The sequence below is a fragment of the Bacterioplanes sp. CLAM21 genome (assembly GCF_059641015.1).
The window spans coordinates 2,311,435-2,331,809 of record NZ_CM184929.1; the positions used below are offsets into that span (position 1 = coordinate 2,311,435).

17 protein-coding genes and 4 tRNA genes are annotated in these 20,375 nt (G+C 51.6%); 17 read left to right on the top strand and 4 right to left on the bottom strand.

The genetic code is table 11. The features are described 5' to 3' along the window. Nucleotides 1-64 precede the first annotated feature (64 nt). The 5 genes from hrpA to AC55FS_RS10640 all read left to right on the top strand — a co-directional run bounded on the left by hrpA (nt 65) and on the right by AC55FS_RS10640 (nt 6,863). Entirely contained in the window at nt 65-3,970 is a 3,906-nt protein-coding gene (hrpA, locus tag AC55FS_RS10620; RefSeq protein ID WP_496932225.1) for an ATP-dependent RNA helicase HrpA, read from the top strand. 132 nt (nt 3,971-4,102) lie between these two features. Next, on the top strand, nt 4,103-4,426 hold the full coding sequence (locus tag AC55FS_RS10625) for an HvfA family oxazolone/thioamide-modified RiPP metallophore (RefSeq protein WP_496932226.1): 324 nt from the start codon (nt 4,103-4,105) through the stop codon (nt 4,424-4,426). Nucleotides 4,427-4,438: 12 nt separating this feature from the next. After that, nucleotides 4,439-5,275: an HvfB family MNIO-type RiPP peptide maturase gene (locus AC55FS_RS10630; RefSeq protein ID WP_496932227.1), complete on the top strand. Its 837-nt coding sequence runs from the start codon at nt 4,439-4,441 to the stop codon at nt 5,273-5,275. Next, entirely contained in the window at nt 5,272-6,024 is a 753-nt protein-coding gene (locus AC55FS_RS10635; protein WP_496932228.1) for an HvfC family RiPP maturation protein, read from the top strand. Before AC55FS_RS10630 ends, AC55FS_RS10635 begins: the two co-directional genes overlap by 4 nt. Before the next feature lie 74 nt (nt 6,025-6,098). Next, entirely contained in the window at nt 6,099-6,863 is a 765-nt protein-coding gene (locus tag AC55FS_RS10640) for an MlaA family lipoprotein (RefSeq protein WP_496932229.1), read from the top strand. Between the two features lie 15 nt (nt 6,864-6,878). Here AC55FS_RS10640 and AC55FS_RS10645 read toward each other — a convergent pair whose 3' ends face one another. From AC55FS_RS10645 to AC55FS_RS10655, 3 genes are all read right to left on the bottom strand, one after another. Continuing rightward, complete coding sequence (locus tag AC55FS_RS10645; RefSeq protein ID WP_496932230.1) at nt 6,879-7,673, bottom strand: enoyl-ACP reductase FabI; 795 nt, start codon at nt 7,671-7,673, stop codon at nt 6,879-6,881. 8 nt (nt 7,674-7,681) lie between these two features. Then, a complete protein-coding gene (locus AC55FS_RS10650; RefSeq protein WP_496932231.1) occupies nt 7,682-9,064 on the bottom strand; it encodes an ABC transporter substrate-binding protein in 1,383 nt (460 codons plus the stop codon). A gap of 73 nt (nt 9,065-9,137) precedes the next feature. After that, nucleotides 9,138-10,685, bottom strand: coding sequence for a lytic transglycosylase (locus AC55FS_RS10655; protein ID WP_496932232.1), 1,548 nt, complete (start codon nt 10,683-10,685; stop codon nt 9,138-9,140). 175 nt (nt 10,686-10,860) lie between these two features. Here AC55FS_RS10655 and AC55FS_RS10660 point away from each other — a divergent pair, with 175 nt between their 5' ends. The 5 genes from AC55FS_RS10660 to AC55FS_RS10680 all read left to right on the top strand — a co-directional run bounded on the left by AC55FS_RS10660 (nt 10,861) and on the right by AC55FS_RS10680 (nt 15,103). Then, the gene (locus AC55FS_RS10660) at nt 10,861-11,517 is read left to right on the top strand and encodes a class I SAM-dependent methyltransferase (protein ID WP_496932233.1); all 657 of its coding nucleotides are present in this window, start codon (nt 10,861-10,863) and stop codon (nt 11,515-11,517) included. A gap of 15 nt (nt 11,518-11,532) precedes the next feature. Beyond that, on the top strand, nt 11,533-11,967 hold the full coding sequence (rnhA, locus tag AC55FS_RS10665; protein WP_496932234.1) for a ribonuclease HI: 435 nt from the start codon (nt 11,533-11,535) through the stop codon (nt 11,965-11,967). Further along, entirely contained in the window at nt 11,964-12,668 is a 705-nt protein-coding gene (gene dnaQ / locus AC55FS_RS10670; protein ID WP_496932235.1) for a DNA polymerase III subunit epsilon, read from the top strand. The genes rnhA and dnaQ overlap by 4 nt, the downstream gene beginning before the upstream one ends. 153 nt (nt 12,669-12,821) lie before the next feature. Next, nucleotides 12,822-14,462 (top strand): FimL-related protein, encoded by a 1,641-nt coding sequence (locus tag AC55FS_RS10675; RefSeq protein ID WP_496932236.1) that lies wholly within the window; start codon nt 12,822-12,824, stop codon nt 14,460-14,462. Between the two features lie 2 nt (nt 14,463-14,464). Then, the gene (locus tag AC55FS_RS10680) at nt 14,465-15,103 is read left to right on the top strand and encodes a hypothetical protein (RefSeq protein ID WP_496932237.1); all 639 of its coding nucleotides are present in this window, start codon (nt 14,465-14,467) and stop codon (nt 15,101-15,103) included. A 21-nt stretch (nt 15,104-15,124) separates the two neighbouring features. Here AC55FS_RS10680 and folD read toward each other — a convergent pair whose 3' ends face one another. Then, nucleotides 15,125-15,976: a bifunctional methylenetetrahydrofolate dehydrogenase/methenyltetrahydrofolate cyclohydrolase FolD gene (folD, locus tag AC55FS_RS10685; RefSeq protein WP_496932238.1), complete on the bottom strand. Its 852-nt coding sequence runs from the start codon at nt 15,974-15,976 to the stop codon at nt 15,125-15,127. Between the two features lie 204 nt (nt 15,977-16,180). Here folD and AC55FS_RS10690 point away from each other — a divergent pair. The 7 genes from AC55FS_RS10690 (at nt 16,181) to clpX (ending at nt 20,281) form a co-directional block, all read left to right on the top strand. After that, nucleotides 16,181-16,257, top strand: a tRNA-Pro gene (locus AC55FS_RS10690). 25 nt (nt 16,258-16,282) lie between these two features. Then, nucleotides 16,283-16,359: transfer RNA gene (locus AC55FS_RS10695), tRNA-Arg, on the top strand. Nucleotides 16,360-16,377: 18 nt separating this feature from the next. Further along, nucleotides 16,378-16,453, top strand: a tRNA-His gene (locus AC55FS_RS10700). A gap of 77 nt (nt 16,454-16,530) precedes the next feature. Continuing rightward, nucleotides 16,531-16,606, top strand: a tRNA-His gene (locus tag AC55FS_RS10705). Nucleotides 16,607-16,858: 252 nt separating this feature from the next. Beyond that, on the top strand, nt 16,859-18,172 hold the full coding sequence (tig, locus tag AC55FS_RS10710; protein WP_496932239.1) for a trigger factor: 1,314 nt from the start codon (nt 16,859-16,861) through the stop codon (nt 18,170-18,172). A 118-nt stretch (nt 18,173-18,290) separates the two neighbouring features. Further along, nucleotides 18,291-18,917, top strand: coding sequence for an ATP-dependent Clp endopeptidase proteolytic subunit ClpP (gene clpP, locus AC55FS_RS10715; protein WP_496932240.1), 627 nt, complete (start codon nt 18,291-18,293; stop codon nt 18,915-18,917). 77 nt (nt 18,918-18,994) lie between these two features. After that, entirely contained in the window at nt 18,995-20,281 is a 1,287-nt protein-coding gene (gene clpX, locus AC55FS_RS10720) for an ATP-dependent Clp protease ATP-binding subunit ClpX (RefSeq protein WP_496932241.1), read from the top strand. Nucleotides 20,282-20,375: the final 94 nt, after the last annotated feature.

Here is a 20,375-nt window from a genome sequence, read left to right on the forward strand (position 1 = left end):
GGTTGTGTAGCAATATCAACGCCCTGAGCCGCTCGGGGCGTTTTTTTATGTTCAGGAGTATGCCTTGCAGGCTTCCACTCAACCCGATTTTCAGGCGCTGAATCGCGCTATTAATCAATGTTTGCTGAAAGATCAGTTCCCAGCACGTCGCAGCTTGCGACAAATTCAGCAGAAATGGCAAAACAATGAAGCCATTGATTCACTGTTGCAGCGTTTATTAAAACGCATTGAGCACAGTCAAGCGGTGCGCGCGAAACGCAGTCAGCCGTTGACCATCAGTTATCCCGAGTCACTGCCGGTTAGTGAGCGTCGCGACGATATTTTAGCGCTGATTAAACAGCACCAAGTAATCGTTATTGCCGGTGAAACCGGCAGCGGTAAAACCACTCAGTTGCCAAAACTGTGCCTCGAGGCCGGCTTGGGTCAGGCCGGGCGCATTGGCCACACTCAGCCGCGCCGTTTGGCTGCCCGCTCCGTTGCAGCGCGCATCGCTGAAGAGCTGAATACTTCGCTGGGAGATTTGGTGGGCTATCAGGTTCGTTTTAGCGATCAAAGCAGTGACAGCAGTCGTATTAAGTTGATGACGGATGGCATTTTGCTGGCTCAGACTCAGCATGATCGTTTTCTTAATGAATACGATGCCATCATTATCGACGAAGCCCATGAGCGCAGTCTGAATATTGATTTTCTGATCGGCTATTTCAAGCAATTGCTGCCTAAACGCCCGGATCTTAAAGTCATCATTACCTCAGCGACCATTGATGTTGAGCGCTTTTCGCAACATTTTGACAATGCGCCTGTGGTCGAAGTGTCCGGCCGTTCATATCCCGTTGAAATGCGCTACCGACCGCTGGTGCGTGATGAGCAAGAGGCTGAAGATCAAAGTCTGTTTGAAGGCATCGATGCCGCGTTAGCAGAGTTAAGAGCGGAAGATAAACAGCAGGGCCAGCACGGCGATGTGCTGGTGTTTTTGCCAGGCGAACGTGAAATACGCGAATGCGCCGATTATTTGCGCCGCCAAGCATTGCCTGCGACGGATATTTTGCCTTTGTATGCGCGTTTAAGTGCGGCCGATCAGCAAAAGATTTTTCGCCCGCACGGTGGCCGGCGAGTGGTGTTGTCGACCAATGTGGCGGAAACCTCTTTAACGGTGCCGGGTATTCGCTACGTGATTGATTCGGGTGTGGCGCGTATCAGCCGCTACAGCTATCGCAGCAAGGTACAACGTCTACAAGTGGAAGCCATTTCTCAGGCCAGTGCCAATCAACGGGCAGGGCGCTGTGGCCGTACCGCGCCAGGGGTCTGCATTCGTTTGTACGAACAGGCCGACTTTGAGGCGCGGCCTGAATTTACCGACCCAGAAATTCGGCGCACCAACTTGGCGTCTGTGGTGCTGCAGATGCTGCATCTTAAATTAGGCAAGCTGCAAGATTTCCCGTTTGTTGATGCGCCGGACGAGCGCTTTGTGCGCGATGGTTATCAACTTTTGACGGAACTAGAAGCCGTGAATGAGCGCCAGCAGCTCACTAAGCTGGGTCAGCGAATGGCACGCTTGCCACTGGATCCACGCATTTCCCGTATGCTGCTCGAGGCGCAAGCGCAAAATGCATTGACTGAGGTTCTGATTATTGCCAGTGCTTTGTCAGTGCAGGATGCCAGGGAAAGGCCAGCAGAGAAAAAACAAGCTGCGGATGAAAAACACCGCCAGTGGCGCGACGATGAGTCTGACTTTCTCAGTATGGTCAACTTATGGCAGGGCTATGAAGAGCAGCGCCAGCAGTTAAGCCAGAATCAACTGCGTAAGTGGTGTCAAAAAAACTATTTATCCTTTATGCGTCTGCGCGAATGGCGCGACACCCACCGCCAGTTGCATATTTTATGCAAAGAGCTAGAGCTCAGTGAAAATGTCGAACCCGCTAGTTATGAAGCGCTACATAAGTCGCTGCTGGCTGGCATGTTGAGCCAAATTGGCTTTAAGACCGAGGGCAGTGAGTATCTGGGGGCACGTAATCGGAAATTGATGATTTTTCCAGCATCGGGGCTGTATAAAAAACGCCCGAAATGGATTATGGCTGCAGAGTTGATGGAAACGACACGCCTGTATGCCCGCGAGGTCGCGCAGATAGAACCGCAATGGATCGAGGATATTGGCCGCCCACTATTAAAATACCAGTACTTTGAACCCCACTGGCACGCCAAGCGCGGTCAAGTGCTGGCGTTTGAGCAAAGCAGTCTTTATGGCTTGGTGGTCAATCCTAAAAAACGGGTCGACTACAGTAAAACCCACCCGGCAGAAGCGAGACAGCTGTTTATTCAACATGCATTGGTAGAGCAGCAGCTCAGCAGTAAAGCCAATTTTTATCGCCATAATGTTGATTTGATCAAGCAGGTGACGGAATACGAAGAAAAGTCGCGGCGTCGAGATTTGGTGATTGATGACCAGGCTCTGGCTGCTTTTTATCAGCAGCACCTGCCTGATGGGATTTGCTCCACCAGGCAGTTGGAAAGCTGGTGTAAAAAGCATCCTCAGTTACAAGATCAGCTTAAGCTCAGCCGTGAGTTTTTATTAAGCCCTGAGGCGGCCGGTATTGGCGCCGGTGATTTCCCTACGGAACTGGAATGGCAGGGTTTGTTTTTCCCGCTGAAATACAGCTTTGCTCCCGGTGCAGTGGATGATGGCATTTCGCTGCAAGTGCCAGTAGCCATGTTGCAGCAGGTGCCGGCTGGTCGTATCGAATGGCTGGTACCCGGTTTTATTCAAGACAAAGTGGTGCAGCTGATTAAGGCGCTGCCAAAAGCCAAGCGCAAACAATTTGTGCCCGTGCCACAAACGGCGGAAGGTTTTCTGCGTTCAAATACCTTTGGGCAAGGCAGCTTGTTGCAGGCTCTGCTGGATTATCTGAACCGCGATGCCTTTCCCAAGGTGGAGCGCGATGAGCTGATGCAAGCGGAGTTGCCGGCGCATTTGCAGATGAATATTCAGGTCATGTTGGATGGCAAAGTCGTACAGCAAGGACGTGATTTGCCGATGTTGCAGCAGGAGTTTGGTGAAGCCAGTCAAAGCCAAATTCAAACTTTGGCCCATAGCGATTTTCAGCGTCAGGGAATTGAACGTTGGGACTTTGGGGATTTGCCAGAGGTGGTCGAAACCGAGCTGAATGGATTGCCTGTCCGGGCGTTTCCTTGCCTTAAGCGCGAAGGGCATGAGTTGTCGCTGACCGTCGAGGCGGATGCAGCCGTGGCCGAACGTCAGCAGCGTGATGCTCTGGTGCATTGGTATCGACGTATGTTTGCCAGCCAGGCCAAGACGCTGCGTGCGGATTTGCAAAAAGCCGTGGGCTCTCGTTGGCTGCAAGCCAAGGGTATGGGCTCACAGCAGGAATTGGCTGAATCGCTGCTGGCTGCGGTGTTTCGCCAAGTGTTTGTTCCGTTTGAAGAGTCGGTGCCGATGACACAGGCTGACTTTGAACAAAGACAGCAGCGCCGCTCTGAGTTAATGACTCATGGCGCTGTGGTCATTGAGCAATTTGATCAATGGATGAGCCTGCGTCACGGTATTCTTAAGTCGATGAGTGGTGCGGTCAGTTTGGATCGTGCCATGGCTTACAGTGATGTAAAAGCTCGTTTGGACACTTTGCTGTCGGCAGGTTTTATGGAACGAACGCCGTGGCAGTATCTACAGTGTTTTACCCGGTATCTGAAGGCCATGGCCTACCGGCTGGACAAATTGCAGGGTAATTTACCTCGAGATCGACAGTCTATGTTGGAGTTTGAGGCCATTGAGCGCCCTTATATGGACTTGGTAAACGGCCACGAGCTGGCGCCTTTGAGTGAGCTGGCTGAATTTGGCTGGTTGTTGCAAGAGTGGCGGGTGTCGCTGTTTGCCCAGCCGTTGGGAACACGAGAACCAGTATCACACAAGCGTTTGCAGGCCAAATGGTTGGCTCTGGATAAGACAGTGCACGCCTAATGCCACGGGGCTATTGCACCATTTGTAAAAATTCGCCACTAATAAGCGCATCGCTGTAAGAAACCTGCAGCGATGACGACTTAACCTTTGTAGCGGGCTTGGCCCATCATTTTTCGACAAGGTACATCACTTATGGCAAAGAATACTTACAAATCTGCAGCAGCTGTGTTGAGCGCCGCTTTTCTGGCTGCTCTGTCTACCTCGCCGGCACAAGCAGAAGGCAGCAATCCTTTTGCATCGGAAGCTCTGGGTGCTGGTTATCAACTGGCCGCCGACCATGAAGGCAAATGTGGCGAAGGCAAATGCGGCGGTAAAGCCGAGTCGGAAGGCAAATGCGGTGAAGGCAAGTGTGGCGGTAAAGCTGAGTCAGAAGGCAAGTGTGGCGAAGGCAAATGCGGCGGCAAGTCTGAATCGGAAGGGAAGTGTGGTGAAGGCAAGTGTGGCGGTAACGGCTAACGGAGATATCTGATGAGCTTTCCAGTGCAGGGTGCAGGTCTGGGCCTACGCCGTGGTTTGATGTCCTCGCTGCAATCATTGCAGCCCGGTCAGATAGATTTTATGGAAGTGGCACCAGAGAACTGGATGCGTATTGGTGGGCGACTGGGTAAAGCCTTTCGTTCTTTCACCGAGCGCTACGATTTTCTCTGTCATGGCCTGTCTTTGTCGCTGGGAAGCCCAGATCCACTTGACGAAGCGTTCGTCCGTGAAGTGGCGCAATTTATCAAGCAGCATGATATTAAGGCGTACAGTGAGCATTTGAGCTACTGCAGTCAGGATGGTCATATGTACGATCTCATGCCGATTCCTTTTACCGAAGAAGCCGTGCGTTACGTCGCGGAACGCATTCAGCGTGTGCAGGATATTATTGGCCAGCGCTTAATTATCGAAAATGTCTCCGCTTATGTTGAGCCGGGCAAAGAAATGTCTGAGGTGGAATTTCTGACCCAGGTATTGCAAACCGCTGACTGTGATCTGCTGCTGGATGTTAATAACGTTTTTGTGAATTGTCACAACCATGGCGGTAATGCCAAAGAATACATTGCTGCCATGCCGACAGAGCGCATACGTTATTGTCATATTGCCGGTCATTTTGACGAAGCCGACGATTTGTTGGTGGATACCCATGGCATGGCGATCAAAGACGATGTTTGGCAGTTGCTGGATTTTACTTATCAGCAGCACGGAGTGATTCCAACTTTATTGGAGCGTGATTTTAATTTCCCGGAACTGCCGGAACTGCTTCAAGAAGTACAGCAAATTCGTGATCGGCAAAAGCGCGCCGCGGATATGGAGATGGCCGGATGAGTATGCTGCAGTGGCAGTCGCGGTTGTCCCATAGTATTCGCCATCGGGATGCAGAGGTGCCGGAAGGTCTGAGTGAACGGGCCATGGAGGTTTATCGTGACCTGTTTTTTAATAACGTCTTGAGTTTTATTGATGGCACTTTTCCGGTTGCCGAAAAAATCATCAGTCACCAATTTGGTCGTCAGCAGTGGCTGGCGTTAGTGGCTGATTTTGTGCGTGATTATCACTGTACATCGCCGCTGTTTTTAGAAATACCTCAGCATTTTTTAGACTATGTCAGTGACGCAGACATTGCTTGGTTGCCTGAGTGGTTCTACGAGCTGGCTCACTATGAATGGCTGGAGCTGGCGGTGGATATCGACCCGGTTGTTATTGAATATGAGTTCGATGCAAATGCCGATCTAGCTGTGGCGGTGCCTGTGTTGGCGACAGCGGCACAAGGATATTTGTATCGATATCCGGTACACACCATTAGTGAAAGCAACCCCAATCCAGACCCTCAAGAAACGGCATTGATTGTCTATCGTAACCGCCAGGATGAGGTGCAATTTATTGCGTCTAATCCGTTGACCTTGGCCTTGTTAGCGCAACTACAATTGCAGCCAAGTAGCGGGCAGGCCTGTATTGAACAGGTGCTTAACGCGGCAGGCCAGCCGCTGACAGATGCTGCGTTGCAAGGTGGTCTGGCGATTTTTGAACAGTGGCGGCAGCAAGGACTGATTCTGGGTGGCCGTATTAGTGGGTCGTGATAGCGCGAGAGCTGGCTTTTCAATTGCAGGCTGAGCTGATCTAATGGCGAAGCCGTGTGTAACCGGAATTTTCCATGAAATACGCCTACTTGTTTATTGGTCTGCTGGCATTCAGTGCCGCAGCAGAGGAAACACCTGATCCAGATCCCTGGGAGGGATTTAACCGTCGGGTGTTTGCATTTAACGAAGTGTTAGATCAAAACGTAGCGCGGCCTTTGGCGCGTGGTTATCAAATCGTGACGCCGCAGCCTGTTGATGATTCGGTGACTCACTTTTTTTCCAATCTGCAGGATGTCATTGTTGTTATTAATGATCTTGGTCAGCTGAAATTTGCCCAGGCGGCGTCTGATACGGCGCGTTTTTTGGTGAATTCGACGGTGGGATTTTTTGGCGTTTTTGACGTCGCGACTCATATTGGTTTGCCCAAACATAATGAAGATTTTGGTCAAACCTTGGGTTATTGGGGCGTTGGCTCTGGCCCTTATTTGGTCTTGCCAGTGCTGGGGCCGTCGACCTTGCGTGATGGTGCGGGAGACCTAGTGGGCAGTCTGGCTGGGGTTGATTATTTGTCGTTGCCGGACACCAATGCGAAAAAATTGGGCGCATATGCACTTAGAAACATTGATGTGCGAGCTGATTTGATTGCCACTGAAGGGTTAATCAGCGGTGATAAATACACCTTTATTCGCAGTTTTTATCTACAGCGTCGCGAGTATTTGCTGAATGACGGTGAAAGCAGTGACGACTGGGGCGATGAATCTTGGGAAGACGATGCTTGGGAAGAGGACGAATGGATCGAAGAGGATATTGATCGCGATGCGTTTACGGAGGAGCCGTAAACGCATCGGCTACTGCTAGTCGTCGAGCATTTCTTGGCTCGACATGGCGCAGCTATTAAATCCGCCATCGACGTAGACATTCTGGGCAGAAATGCCGGAGGCTAAATCCGAGCATAAAAACGCTGCCGTATTGCCCACCTCTAATGTGGTGATGTTGCGGCCCAGCGGCGCGCGATCGGCATTGTGTTTGAGCATTTTGCGAAAGCTCTTAATGCCAGACGCTGCCAGCGTTTTGATCGGGCCTGCAGAAATGGAATTGACCCGCACACCGTCCTGCCCAAGGCTGCCAGCCAGGTAGCGAACCGACGCTTCTAATGAGGCTTTTGCGAGCCCCATCACATTGTAGTTGGGCAGGGTTTGCTGCGAGCCGTGATAGCTTAACGTTAACAGGGCGCCGCCTTGGTTGAGCATAGGGCGTGCTGCTTTTGCCAGGGCGACGAAGCTGTAAGCGCTGATGTCGTGGGCAATTTGAAAGCCTTCTCGAGTGGTGACCTCTAAGTAGTCACCATCGAGCTCGTGGCCAGGCGCAAAGCCCACCGAATGGATGATGATATCGATGTCTTGCCAGTGCTGGCCTAAATCAGTGAATACTTGTGCGATTTGCTCATCTGAACTGACGTCGCAAGGAAAGCACAGCTCAGACTGCCAACCGGCGGCCATTTTCTCTACCCGCTCTTTGAGCTTCTCGCCCTGATAGGTAAAGGCGAGTTCGGCCCCTTCGCGGTGAAACGCTTCGGCGATGCCGTGAGCGATCGAGTGCTTGCTGGCTAAGCCAACAATCAAAGCTTTTTTGCCGGATAACATTCCCATATCTCTAACTACCTTGTGTTTGCAGTCTGCGGTTTTAGTGTATTGAAGGTGTGTATTGTTGGTAACGCCGGTCGGCGCCTTTGTGGGCGTGACAGGATATCATTGCGTTGTCTTGCATCGATGTAAACGAAGCCACCATCGGTAACATCAAATAGCTTGGCCGACGGGGCGTTATGCTGCAGTCTGACCCATTCCCAGGCCAACGTTGTATCGACCTCTTCAAATAAGGGCCAGTGTGGCAGCTGCAAGGCGCTGGCATTTTGCACATGGCTCAGCACTATGTCCGCGCTGTTTTCAGTGTCACGAATAAATGCCGCCTGCAGCTCGGTGCTGAATCCCTGTTGCTGTAAGTATTGCTCCAGTAGGCGCGCGTTGTTGTGCAGCTGGCCGTATGGGTGAATCAGTTTAACCACCGGATGAAATTCGATACTGGCAGCTGATTGTCCCGAAAAGAAAGCGTTTAGTTGTGTTTTGAGTATCTCAGCCTGGTCGTTCTGGCGATTCAAAATGACGTAGGGCTGCTGGCTGCTTGGCTGTTGCCAGAGCTGCATACGGTAGCGTTGAGCATGTTGTTGCAACGTGGTGATGGCCGCGTCTTGTTGAAAGGTAAGCCAATCCAGTTCGCCTCGCGTTAAAGCTTGCCATTGTTGGTCGCTATCGATGCGTTCCAATCGAATGCTGGCGATTTTAAAGCGCTGCAGGAATTGTGGCCGCGATTGTGCCCACCAAGCGGGGGTGCGGCGAATGACTAGAGTGCGGCCCGGATTGATGGAATCCACGTAGTAAGGACCGCTGGTGGGTTCTGGTTGCCAGCGAAGTGCATCTGGTGAGGCGTGCAGCGCATCGTAATAATGTTTGGGTAATAACCTGAGGTTGGCGATGTCGTTAGCCAGATCAAACTGGTGTTTGATATCCAGGGCTACGCGCTGGGTAGAGTAAATCTCGATGGCGCTGAGTTCTCTGATAGGGTCAATGCGCTGCTGTTGTTGCAGGGAAAACACCAAATCGGCACTGCTGATGCGTACGCCATCAGACCAGCGTGCGTCAGGGTCGAGATCAATGACGAGTTTGCCATCATCGGTTTGTCCCCAGCGTTGGCCTATGCCTCGCAGCCACTGATGTTGGCGTTGAATGAACAATGGCATCTGTAGCTGTTCGAGCCAACGGCTGTTGGTGGGTACATCACCCAGGCGTTGTACCGAGCTGACAAAAGGAACTTGCGCCAGAGTGATGGAACCGCTTGGGCTACGATCGCTGGGCAGCGGTTCGGGCTCAAAAATTGGCCACCACTGTACGTCGGGGCTGTCGTACAAATACTGCACTGACAGAGACGCGTTGGAGATGAGTGGGACAAACAGCATTAGTAGAATCAGGTGGCGCATGGCTGTCATGGTAGCCACCTTGAATTCACCCTGGCAATCCCTGCCATTGACACAGATTCATTCCCTGTAAGAAAAAATAGCGTTAGCGAGTGACATCGACGTACAGCGTCAGGCGCTGGCCAGGCTGCAAGTATTTGTTACTCGCCAGTTGGCGGTTCCAACGTTTGACATCGGCTAAGCGGACGTTAAAGCGGCTGGCGATTCGTGCCAGAGAGTCACCATTACGTACGGTGTAGCGGACGGTACGGATTACTTCTCGCTCTGCCGGTGACGGCTTTTTACTCCATAGCGTAAGTGTTTGGCCTGGTTTTAATGGATCGCCAGGGGCCATGCCATTCCAGCGGGTTAGTTGCTTAACGCTGACGTCGTGTGCTCGGGCTATGCTCCAGAAGCTATCGCCACTTTGCACTTGGTAGCGCTGGCGTTGGGTGCTGCTGCTAGGCTTGCGTTGCTGCTTCAGGCGCTCCAGTCGTTGTGGTGCGCTGTAGGCGTAATGCTGCTCCGGCTGGATCGCTGATGGGATCAGTAATGGCTGACCCTGACGAATGATGTTGCCGCTTAGGCCGTTAGATTGCCGTAATGCATCTGGTGTGGTGTGGTAGCGCTTGGCGATAGATATTAATGAGTCACCACGTTTTACCACATAACGCTGCCATTTCAGTCGCGCCGAAGATGGGAGTTCGGCCAGGTTTTTAGTGAAGGTGTCTTTGGCTGCAAAAGGAACTAATACCTGATGTGGCCCTTGTGGTCGTGTGGCCCAGCGATTGAAGCCCGGATTGAGTTTGTAAATTTCATCCAGTGGTGTGTCGGCGAGCTGTGCTACCTGCGATAGGTCAATTTGGCCTCCGGTCTCGACCACGGCAAAGTAAGGGGTGTTGTCTACCGGTTTAAAACGAACCTTATATTTTTCAGCGTCACGCAGTAGGCGCGAGAGGGCAATCAGTTTGGGGACGTAGGCGCGCGTCTCTCTTGGAAGTTGCAATGACCAGAAATCGGTGGGCTTGCCCAGTTTGCGATTTTTACGAATCGCTTTGCGCACCGTCCCTGCGCCTGAATTGTAGGCGGCTAGCCCTAATAGCCAGTCGCCATCAAACTGTCGCTGCAGCTCATCGAGATAGCTCAGCGCCGCTTCGGTGGCGGCACGGATATCGCGGCGGCCATCGTGCCACCAATCCTGATGCAGGCCAAAGTCGCGCCCAGTTGATGGAATGAACTGCCATACGCCAGCGGCGCGTCCATGGGAGTAGGCAAAGGGGTCAAATGCACTTTCTACAATTGGCAGTAGCGCTAGCTCGCCAGGCATATTGCGAGCCTCAATTTGCTCGGCAATAAAATAGAGGTAGCGCCGGCTGCGATCGGCTACCCGGTCCAGATATTCTGGATGAGATTTGTACCAGTTCAGTTGTGATGTGATGCGGGCTTCTTTTTGGTCGATGTTTAATCGGTAGGAAGCCAAAATGCGTTGCCATACATCCTTGTGCGTTGTTTCAGCCTCATCAATCGAAGGCTGCTCGGTAATGATGAGAGGGGTCTTGTCGACCTCGGGCTGAAGCTGTGTTTGTGGTTGAGCGAGGTGTTGTGTACAGCCGCTGATGAACGCGGCGCTCAGCCATAGTTTGATTGCTTTCATACCGTTACAATAGTGTCAAAAAGTGGCAGTCTAAAGGCCCGATATGCGCCAGGCAACTGCGTAACTGTCAAGGAAATCTATGGCTCAGTATGGCAACAGGATCCATTCTCGCCACTATTGCGATTGGTTGGCGCGCCCGGCAACACAGAGGCTGCTGGCTTTGGAGGCTGGTTGGTTGGCAGACTGGCTGCACCAGCTCGATGGCGATTTTCTATTGTATGCGGGTATTGAGCCTGAGCCGCGTTTCTTACGTCACAGCCCAATGCGTCATCGGTTTACTGCGGCCTTGCCTTGGCAGCCAGTTGAGCAGGCGAGTGCTGTGCGAATGACGGCCGAGTCCTGGCCCTTGATGGACCAGTCGCTCGATGTGGTGGTGTTACAACATACCTTGGATATGAGTCGGCGTCCGCATCAGATTGTGAGAGAAGCCTCGCGCTGTTTGGTCAGTAGTGGCTACTTGATCATCGTAGGCTTCAATCCATGGAGCTTTTGGGGGATGCAGCGTTGGTTGAGAACCTTTTCCTCAGAGCTGCCTTGGCTGAGTAATCCGGTCGCTTGTGGGCGCCTGCAAGACTGGCTGACCTTGTTGGACTTTCGCATAGAATCTATTCAGCATATGGCGCATATATGGCCCGTTAAGCTGTTTTCAGAATCCCTTAGCAAGCGCGTAGATCGTGTGTTAATGGGGCGTAGAGGCTTGTCGGGTAATGGCTACATTGTTGTGGCGAGAAAAACTATCGCAGGTGTGACACGTATCCGAGTACCGCGCTGGCGAGTATCGGATAATGGCTTTACCATCCCGGCGCCAGTGGGGAGGCACCCGCTCTATTGATGTTAAGTGAGCAGTATGAAAGTTGAGTTGTACACCGATGGCGCCTGTAAAGGTAACCCTGGCCCTGGCGGATGGGGCTGTTTATTGCGTTACGGACAGCATGAAAAGGAATTATGGGGTGGCGAGCCGTCGACCACCAACAATCGCATGGAACTGACCGCCGCGTTAAAGGGATTAGAGGCTTTGCAGCGCCCTTGTCAGGTAATCCTGACCACGGATTCTCAGTATGTGAAGCAGGGGATCCAGCAGTGGATGTCAGGGTGGAAGAAAAAGGGCTGGAGAACGGCATCAGGGCAGCCGGTTAAGAATCAAGATCTATGGCAACAGCTCGATGTGGCGGTTCAGCGTCATCAGGTTGAATGGCGCTGGGTCAAAGGACACGCTGGTCATGTCGAGAATGAACGTGCGGATCAGCTGGCAAATCGCGGAGTGGATGAGGTAATGGCATGAGGCAGGTGGTGCTGGATACCGAAACGACCGGTATCGGCGAAGGTCACAGAATCGTTGAAATTGGCTGTGTGGAGGTGATCGGTCGACGCTTAACGGGCCGTCACTATCATCAGTATATAAATCCACAGCGCGACATTGATGTTGAAGCGGCCGAAGTTCATGGCATTACCAATGAGTGGCTGATTGCACAGAATGCGCCTGTATTTGCCCAAGTGGCAGATGAGTTTCGGCAGTTTATTGCTGGTGCCGAATTGATAATCCACAACGCGCCGTTTGACGTTGGAATGATGGATGCGGAGTTTGGGCGGCTTAACTTAACGCCAACCCGGGATTTCTGCTCGGTGCTGGATACTCTGGTGATGGCTCGGGATATGTTCCCCGGTGCTCGCAACAGTTTGGATGCTCTGTGTAAACGCTATGATATAGATAACAGTCATCGTGAGTTGCACGGGGCATTGCTGGACGCAGAGATCCTTGCTGATGTCTATCTGATGATGACAGGTGGCCAAACGGATCTTATGTTAAGCGTCGATGATAGCGAGAGTGAATCTGGCCAGATAGAAGCGGTGCTTGATAACGTTGATGCGGCGGCGGTGGCACTGCCTGTGGTAACAGCCACGGTGGCGGAGCAACAGGCTCATGAGGCGATGCTAGAGTTGATCGATAAGTCCAGTGGTGGCGCACTGTGGCGAAGTTTGTGACCATTGGTCTTGATATGATGGCGGTTTGTCAGAACAAATAGTGGCAAATGCCTGCTAGTCGTATAGTTTTTGCTTGTGTGTAGGAGTATTTCCTGCTGCACTTTCGATTTATAGTCGGGCATGTGCCGACTGCAATTAAAGTTGAATATTAGAATGGCTGACATAACAACAGGAAGTGACGTATCTCAATTTGCTGCCTCTTTGAATCTGGTGAGGGCGGAAATCGCCAATGCATTGGATCAGGCGGCAATGCAGTTGGACACTTATTCCGAGTCTGGTGATGGTGAGCAGCTCAAGACGTTTCTGGAAGAAGTGCAGCAGGTGCGTGGCACCTTTAAAATGCTGGATTTCCGAGCAGGTGAGCGTCTGTGCGAAGAATTGGCTGAAACTGGTCGTGCGCACAAAGGGCAAATGTTGTCGGAACAGACCTTGTCTGTTTTTACCCAGGCGGTCATTTTTCTAAAGCGCTACATAGACTTTGTTATCAGCGGCAAGGCTGTGGCGCCGAGCTTGTTGTTGCCAACCATTAATGAAGTACGCTCCCAGCGTGGTGAAAAACCTTTGCCGGAAGCCTATTTCTTCTTGGTTAATCTGCGTCCTCAATTGCAGATGCCTGCAGCTGAGGCGGGTGCTCGCAATTTTTCTGTTCGACGTGCACGCCAGTTGTATCAGTTGGGATTGATTGGGCTAATTCGAAATGATGGTCGCCGTGGTCCATTGCAGGTCATGTTAAGGGCCGTTAGGCGTTTCGAAAAGGCCAGTCGCGGTCAGGCGTCATGGCCTTTTTGGTATGCCTCTACCGCAGCATTAGAAGCGCTGTCTGAAGACGCGTTCGAAATGACCGGTGCGCGCTTGCGATTGATGGGGTTGCTGGACCGTCAGGTGCGTCGTATTCAAGACACCGAAGGGAAGGCATTTAACGAGAAGATGCCTGACTGGCTGCTGAAGGAATTGTTGTACATCGTATCCTTGGCGGAGGGTGGAGAGCCGGTTGTCGACGCTGTGCAGAAAACCTTCCGCATCGGTGGTGGAGTTAAGGAAAAACGACTGGCAGAGTCGCGTTCGGGGCTGCATGGCCCTGATCAGTCGGCGCTTGAGTCTTTGTCTCAAGCTCTGCAGGAAGAGTTGCAATCGGTCAAAGATCAGATCGATTTAATTGAAAGAACCGAAGTGTCTGAATCGGCAGTGAAAGAGCTGATAGAAGCCATGGATCGCATTGGCGATACTTTACTGGTTACCAATCTGACCGACTCTTCCTATCGTACTCAGCAGTTGTGTGAGCGGCTCAAGCAAATTGGTGCCGCGGGCTTAGAAAATGAGCTTCCGTATTTGGCCGACGAAGTCATGACTATCGAGCAAGATATTCGTGGCTTGACCCAGGATAATCTCGCTGGTGAGAGCTTGGTTGATCCGGTCAGTCTTAATGAAGCTCGTATTGCTGTGGTGTCTGAGTCCATGACAGCTCTGACGCTGATCAAACGAGCAGTTGGCTCCTTCCTGGATTCTAGCGGCGATAAACTGCACATCAAAAATGTTGGTAAAAGCCTGCGAGATGTGGCGGGTGCATTGCTGTTCCTTGAAAACGAACGGGTATGCAAGATGCTGCACGAGCTGGACGATTTTATTGCGCGCGTTGTTGCGGGCAAGCTTGAACCCAGTGATGCGCAAATGGAAGCCTTTGCTGATGCAGTAACTGGTATTGAGTATTTCTTGGACTCTCTGTCTGGCCAGTCGGCGTCGGCAGAAGATGCCCTGTCTTTAGCGTCTGATAGCATCGATCAACTGCGGGCCTGAATATGTTGTTGCAGGGTTTGACGGCTTTGGTTGCCGTTCTTGTTTTGGTTGGGTTGGTGCTGGTTGCTGGCTTTTGGCGTGGCGATGGCTGGTTTCGGCAGTGGCTAAAAGGAACGGCCGGAATACTGTGCTTGGCCTTGTGTGTCTGGTTGTTGCTGGCAGGGCTTGATCTGTGGAGTTATCGCCAGCTTCAGCGTCAACATCCCATCGCTACGGTGTCGATCTTTGAAGTGAATCCCCAGCAATACGATCTGACATTGGTTGATGATCAAGGCGAAGAGCAGCGCTTTGCTGTGAATGGTGATCAGTGGCAGCTCGACGTGCGCTTGCTGCATTGGCGCGGGCCAATAGCGGCGTTGGCAGAAGCACCTTTGTATCGACTAGAACGGCTTAGTGGTCGTTATCTTACCCTTGAGCAGGAGCGCAGTGCCGAGCGTAGTGTCTTTATTCTAGATCAATCGCGCTGGGTCGATATTTGGCAGGCTTTGCGTCATTTACCATTGTGGTTGCAGCCCGAGTTTGGCAGTGCTGTTTACATGCCTATGGTTAACGGCGCAGTGTATGCGGTTGAGGCAGGAGGTCGAGGATTGACTGTGAAGCCGGTGAATGATGTAGCCAGGGCTGCCACGCAAAACTGGTAGTGGCGTGCCCTGTTGTTGGTATTAGTCGCGGTTGCGGCAAGATACCAGTGTGTTTTCTAGCAGTTTCGCTCGCGTCATGGGGCCGACTCCGCCTGGCACCGGTGTGATGTGGCTGGCGCGCTCGGCGGCAATTTCAAATTCCACATCACCAATCAAGCTGCCGTCTTCCTGGCGGTTGATGCCCACATCAATCACTACCGCACCAGGCTTGATCCATTCGCCTTTGACTAATCCGGGTTTGCCCACTGCTACTACCACAATGTCTGCTTGGCTGACGAAGTATTCCAGATCGTGAGTAAAGCGATGGCAGGTGGTGACAGTGCAGCCCTTGAGTAACAGCTCCAAGCTCATGGGGCGGCCGACGATGTTGGATGCGCCGACAATAACGGCGTGCTGTCCGCGCACAGGTTCGCCGGTTGTATCCAGTAAGTCGACAATGCCTGCCGGGGTGCACGGTCGAAGCAAGGGCATGCGCTGAGCTAGGCGACCAATGTTGAATGGATGGAAACCATCAACGTCTTTGCTAGGGGCGATGCGCTCAAGAATTTCATCTGCCTGGAGGCCAGCTGGGAGGGGGAGTTGCACCAAGATGCCATCGATATGGTCGTCTTGATTAAGGGTGTCAATTAGGTTGAGTAGCTCTGTCTGTGTTGTGTTTTCTGGCAAATCGTATGCCCGGCTAACAAACCCGACCTGCTCGCAGTCTTTGCGTTTGTGGGAGACGTAAACCTGTGATGCTGGATCACTGCCAACCAAGATGACAGCAAGACCCGGTGGGCGTTTGCCTTGGGCAATGCGCTCGTTGACTTGTTGTTTGATGTTTTCCCGTATGGCGGCGGCTCTAGCATTACCATCAATTAGCTGGGCGCTCATGATCGTACAACTACCTGTGACAAATAAAGGCGCAGATTTTCTCATGCTCTGCTGCTAAAACAAAGTGCATGACGCCCGAGGGTTGTCTTGGTTTTGGTCGAAGCAGTTGTTTTTAAAGAATTTTTTAAAATAATGATTGACGACATTGGAGCTCATCTATAACATGCGCAGCCACTTGGACGGGGTGACTCGCTCAAGGGATATCGGGGTATAGCGCAGTCTGGTAGCGCGCCTGGTTTGGGACCAGGATGTCGGGAGTTCGAATCTCTCTACCCCGACCATTTGATATCTAAGTCAAGTGGCCATGCGCCCGTAGCTCAACAGGATAGAGCATCGGCCTTCTAAGCCGAGGGTTGCAGGTTCGAGCCCTGCCGGGCGCGCCAAGCGCTGGTAGTGAAATGGTGGCTGTAGCTCAGTTGGTAGAGCCCAGGATTGTGATTCCTGTGGTCGCGGGTTCGATCCCCGTCAGCCACCCCAGTATTCTTAGAGTCGTTCTGCTGTTTACCTTCAGCTAGTTGAATCGTTCTTCATTGTTGTTGGTGTCTTGCTTTTTGGTGGCTGTAGCTCAGTTGGTAGAGCCCAGGATTGTGATTCCTGTGGTCGCGGGTTCGATCCCCGTCAGCCACCCCATCGTATCTCTCTTAATCTTTTCCTTTTATTTTGTAGCTTTCTAGGCGCGCGTAGTCGCTGTTGCATCTCTCCATTTTGGACGTTGTAGTGCAGTGTATGGAAAGCGCTAGGGTTGATGGGTGGTGCCTTCGCGCTGCGTGGGCTGGTTAGCATTTGTTGCTATGGCAGGATATAATCCGCGACCTTTACAGGGTGGTGGTCGCTTCTATTACGTGCGGCCAGCAAATAGTTTTATTGAACTGAGAGGCATCTATGCAAGTGTCTATCGAGACAACCTCTGGTCTTGAGCGTTGTATGACCATTGGTGTTCCCGCTGTTGAGCTGGAAGAAAAAGTAACATCTGAGCTGAAGCGTATCGCCAAAGGTCAGCGGGTTAACGGTTTCCGTAAGAACAAGCCTCTACCTCCGGCTGTTGCCAAGCGTATGTTTGGTAAGCAGGCTCGCTTGGAGGCTGTGTATCAGCAAATGCAGCAGTCTTTCTTTCAGGCGGTTCAAGAAAATGACGTGAAACTGGCTGGTATGCCACGTTTCGAGCCGACCCAAGACGAAGATGGCAAGGATCTAGAATTCAAAGCCACTTACGAAGTGTATCCAGAAATCAAGCTGGCAGACTTCGCGGCGTTGGCAGTTGAGCGCAAGTCGGCGGAAGTCAATGACGCTGATCTGGAAACCATGGTTGACACATTGCGCAAGCAAAAAGCCGAGTGGGAAACTAGCTCTGACGCTGCCAAAGATGGCGATCAAGTGAATATCGATTTTGAAGGTTTCATCGACGGTGAAGCTTTTGAAGGCGGCAAAGCAGAAGGCTACAACCTGACGCTGGGATCAAACAGCATGATTCCTGGCTTTGAAGAAGGTCTGGTGGGTGTTAAAGCGGGTGATGAGACCACGCTTAAAGTGAGCTTCCCTGCCGATTACCAAAAAGAAGATCTGCAAGGTAAGGCGGCTGAGTTCAAGGTAGCTGTGAACGAAGTCAAAGCGGCCAAGCTGCCTGAATTGGACGAAGAGTTCTTTGCTGCCTTTGGTGTTGAAACCGCCGACGAAGCTGAATTCCGTAGCGAAATTCGCAAGAATATGGTGCGCGAACTGGAGCGTGCTATTCGCACCTTGAACAAGCAGCAAGTTATTAAAGGTCTGGTTGAGCAGAACGACATTGATGTGCCTGCTTCATTGGTTGACCAGGAAATCGATCGTTTGCGTCAGCAAGCGGTACAGCAATTTGGTGGTGCGCAACAGTTTGATCCAAAGCAGTTGCCAGCAGAGCTGTTCAAAGAGCAGGCTGACAAGCGTGTACGTATCGGCTTGTTGATGAATGCTGCTATTGAGCAAGAATCTTTAGAACCTTCTGCTGAGAAAGTTGAGCAGTTGATCGAAGAAGTGGCTGCGACTTACCAAGAGCCAGAGCAAGTGCGCGAGTACTACAACAATAACCCTGAGCAGAAATCGCAAGTAGAGGCGCTGGCGTTGGAAGAGCAGGTGGTTGATAAGGTTCTGGCGGCAGCTCAAGTGACTGACGTTGAGTCGAACTACGAAGAAATTATCCGCGCTGCGAACCAGCCTGCGTAATCTTCGGGTAACGCCTGACATTTGGCCCTCAAATGGCTAAACTGTAACAGCCGCTCCGTTATGGAAGCGGCTGTTTTTATAGCTAATTCTTACATTTGCCGAGGGAGTACAGGGTCGAATGATTGACTCCAACAAGCAATACACCGATATCGTTCAGGCCAGCGGTCTGGTCCCCATGGTGGTCGAGCAGTCGGCCCGAGGCGAGCGCTCATACGATATTTATTCACGCTTGCTGAAGGAGCGTGTCATCTTCTTGGTTGGGCCGGTGGAAGACCACATGGCAAACCTAGTGGTGGCGCAGTTGCTGTTTCTGGAATCTGAAAATCCGGATAAGGATATCCATCTTTATATCAATTCGCCGGGTGGCTCCGTCACTGCAGGCATGTCTATTTACGATACCATGCAGTTCATTAAGCCTGATGTCAGTACTATGGTCATTGGTCAAGCGTGCAGCATGGGTGCTTTCTTATTGGCTGCGGGCGCCAAGGGAAAACGTTACAGTGTGCCGAATTCTCGTGTCATGATTCATCAGCCTTCGGGTGGTGCTCAGGGGCAGGCAACTGATATCCTGATTCATGCTAAGAACATTCAAGATACTAAGGAACGTTTGAACCGTATTCTGGCCGAACATACAGGACAGTCCTATGAAACCATCGCGCAAGATACTGAGCGTGATAACTTCATGGATGCTCAGGCCGCAATGGAATATGGTCTGGTAGACCAGGTGCTCGAAAAGCGTAGTTAAGCTATTGTGACCTGGTAAAAGGTTGAAACAAGATCGAGCCTGATGCCTTCAGGCTCTTTGGGTAATGAGGCAGTCGAATGACCGACGATACAAAAGGCAAAGGTGACGACGGCGGTAAGCTGCTCTACTGTTCGTTTTGTGGCAAGAGTCAGCACGAAGTACGCAAGCTAATCGCCGGGCCATCGGTGTTCATCTGTGACGAGTGTGTTGATCTTTGTAACGACATTATTCGTGAAGAGGTGCAGGAAGCTGAAAACAAAGTCAGCAGTGATGCCTTGCCAACACCGCAGGAAATTAAAGCGACGCTGGATGAGTACGTCATTGGCCAAGATAAGGCCAAGATGGTACTGGCGGTGGCCGTATATAACCACTACAAACGTTTGCAGTTCGGTGGTGGCAAGTCCGATGTGGAACTGTCGAAAAGCAATATTCTGCTGATTGGTCCTACCGGTAGCGGTAAAACTTTGTTGGCGGAAACGCTGGCGCGGTTACTGAATGTTCCCTTTACCATTGCCGATGCGACGACTCTGACGGAAGCAGGTTACGTTGGTGAAGACGTAGAGAATATCATTCAGAAGCTGTTGCAGAAATGTGATTACGACGTTGACAAGGCTCAGCGTGGCATCGTCTACATCGATGAAATTGATAAGATCTCGCGGAAGTCTGACAATCCTTCTATTACTCGTGATGTCTCGGGTGAAGGTGTGCAGCAAGCGTTGCTGAAGTTGATTGAAGGTACCGTGGCATCGGTTCCTCCTCAAGGTGGTCGTAAGCATCCGCAGCAGGAGTTTTTGCAGGTCGATACTGGCAATATTCTGTTTATTTGTGGTGGTGCGTTTGCCGGTCTGGATCAAATTATCCGAGATCGTTCAGAGAAAAGCAGCATAGGCTTTTCTGCCACCGTGAAGGGCAAAGAAGACGAAAAAGCCGTAGGCGATGTGCTGCGTGAAGTAGAGCCAGGTGATCTGGTTAAGTATGGCTTGATTCCGGAGTTTATCGGTCGTTTGCCGGTGGTGGCGACATTGGATGAGCTCGATAGTGAGGCGCTGGTTCGCATTCTTACTGAGCCAAGAAACTCGCTGGTTAGGCAGTATCAAAAGCTGTTTGAGATGGAGTCTGTTGAGCTGGAATTCCGTGATACCGCGTTAGAGGCCATTGCCAACTGCGCGATGGAGCGTAAGACCGGTGCACGTGGACTGCGTTCCATTATGGAAGGTGCATTACTGGACATCATGTATCGCATTCCATCGGAAGAGCATGTGGCTAAGGTAGTGATTGAGGATAACGTCATTACCGAAGATGCCGATCCTCTGGTGATATATGAGTCTGCAGATGTAGGTAAAGTATCGCCTGATGACGCCTAAATGATGTCTGGCTTTAGGCTGACAAAAGGAGCGCAAGCTCCTTTTGTTGTATTTGGCGCTTGTATTTGCCGCCTCTCGTCCCCAATATCTTCTC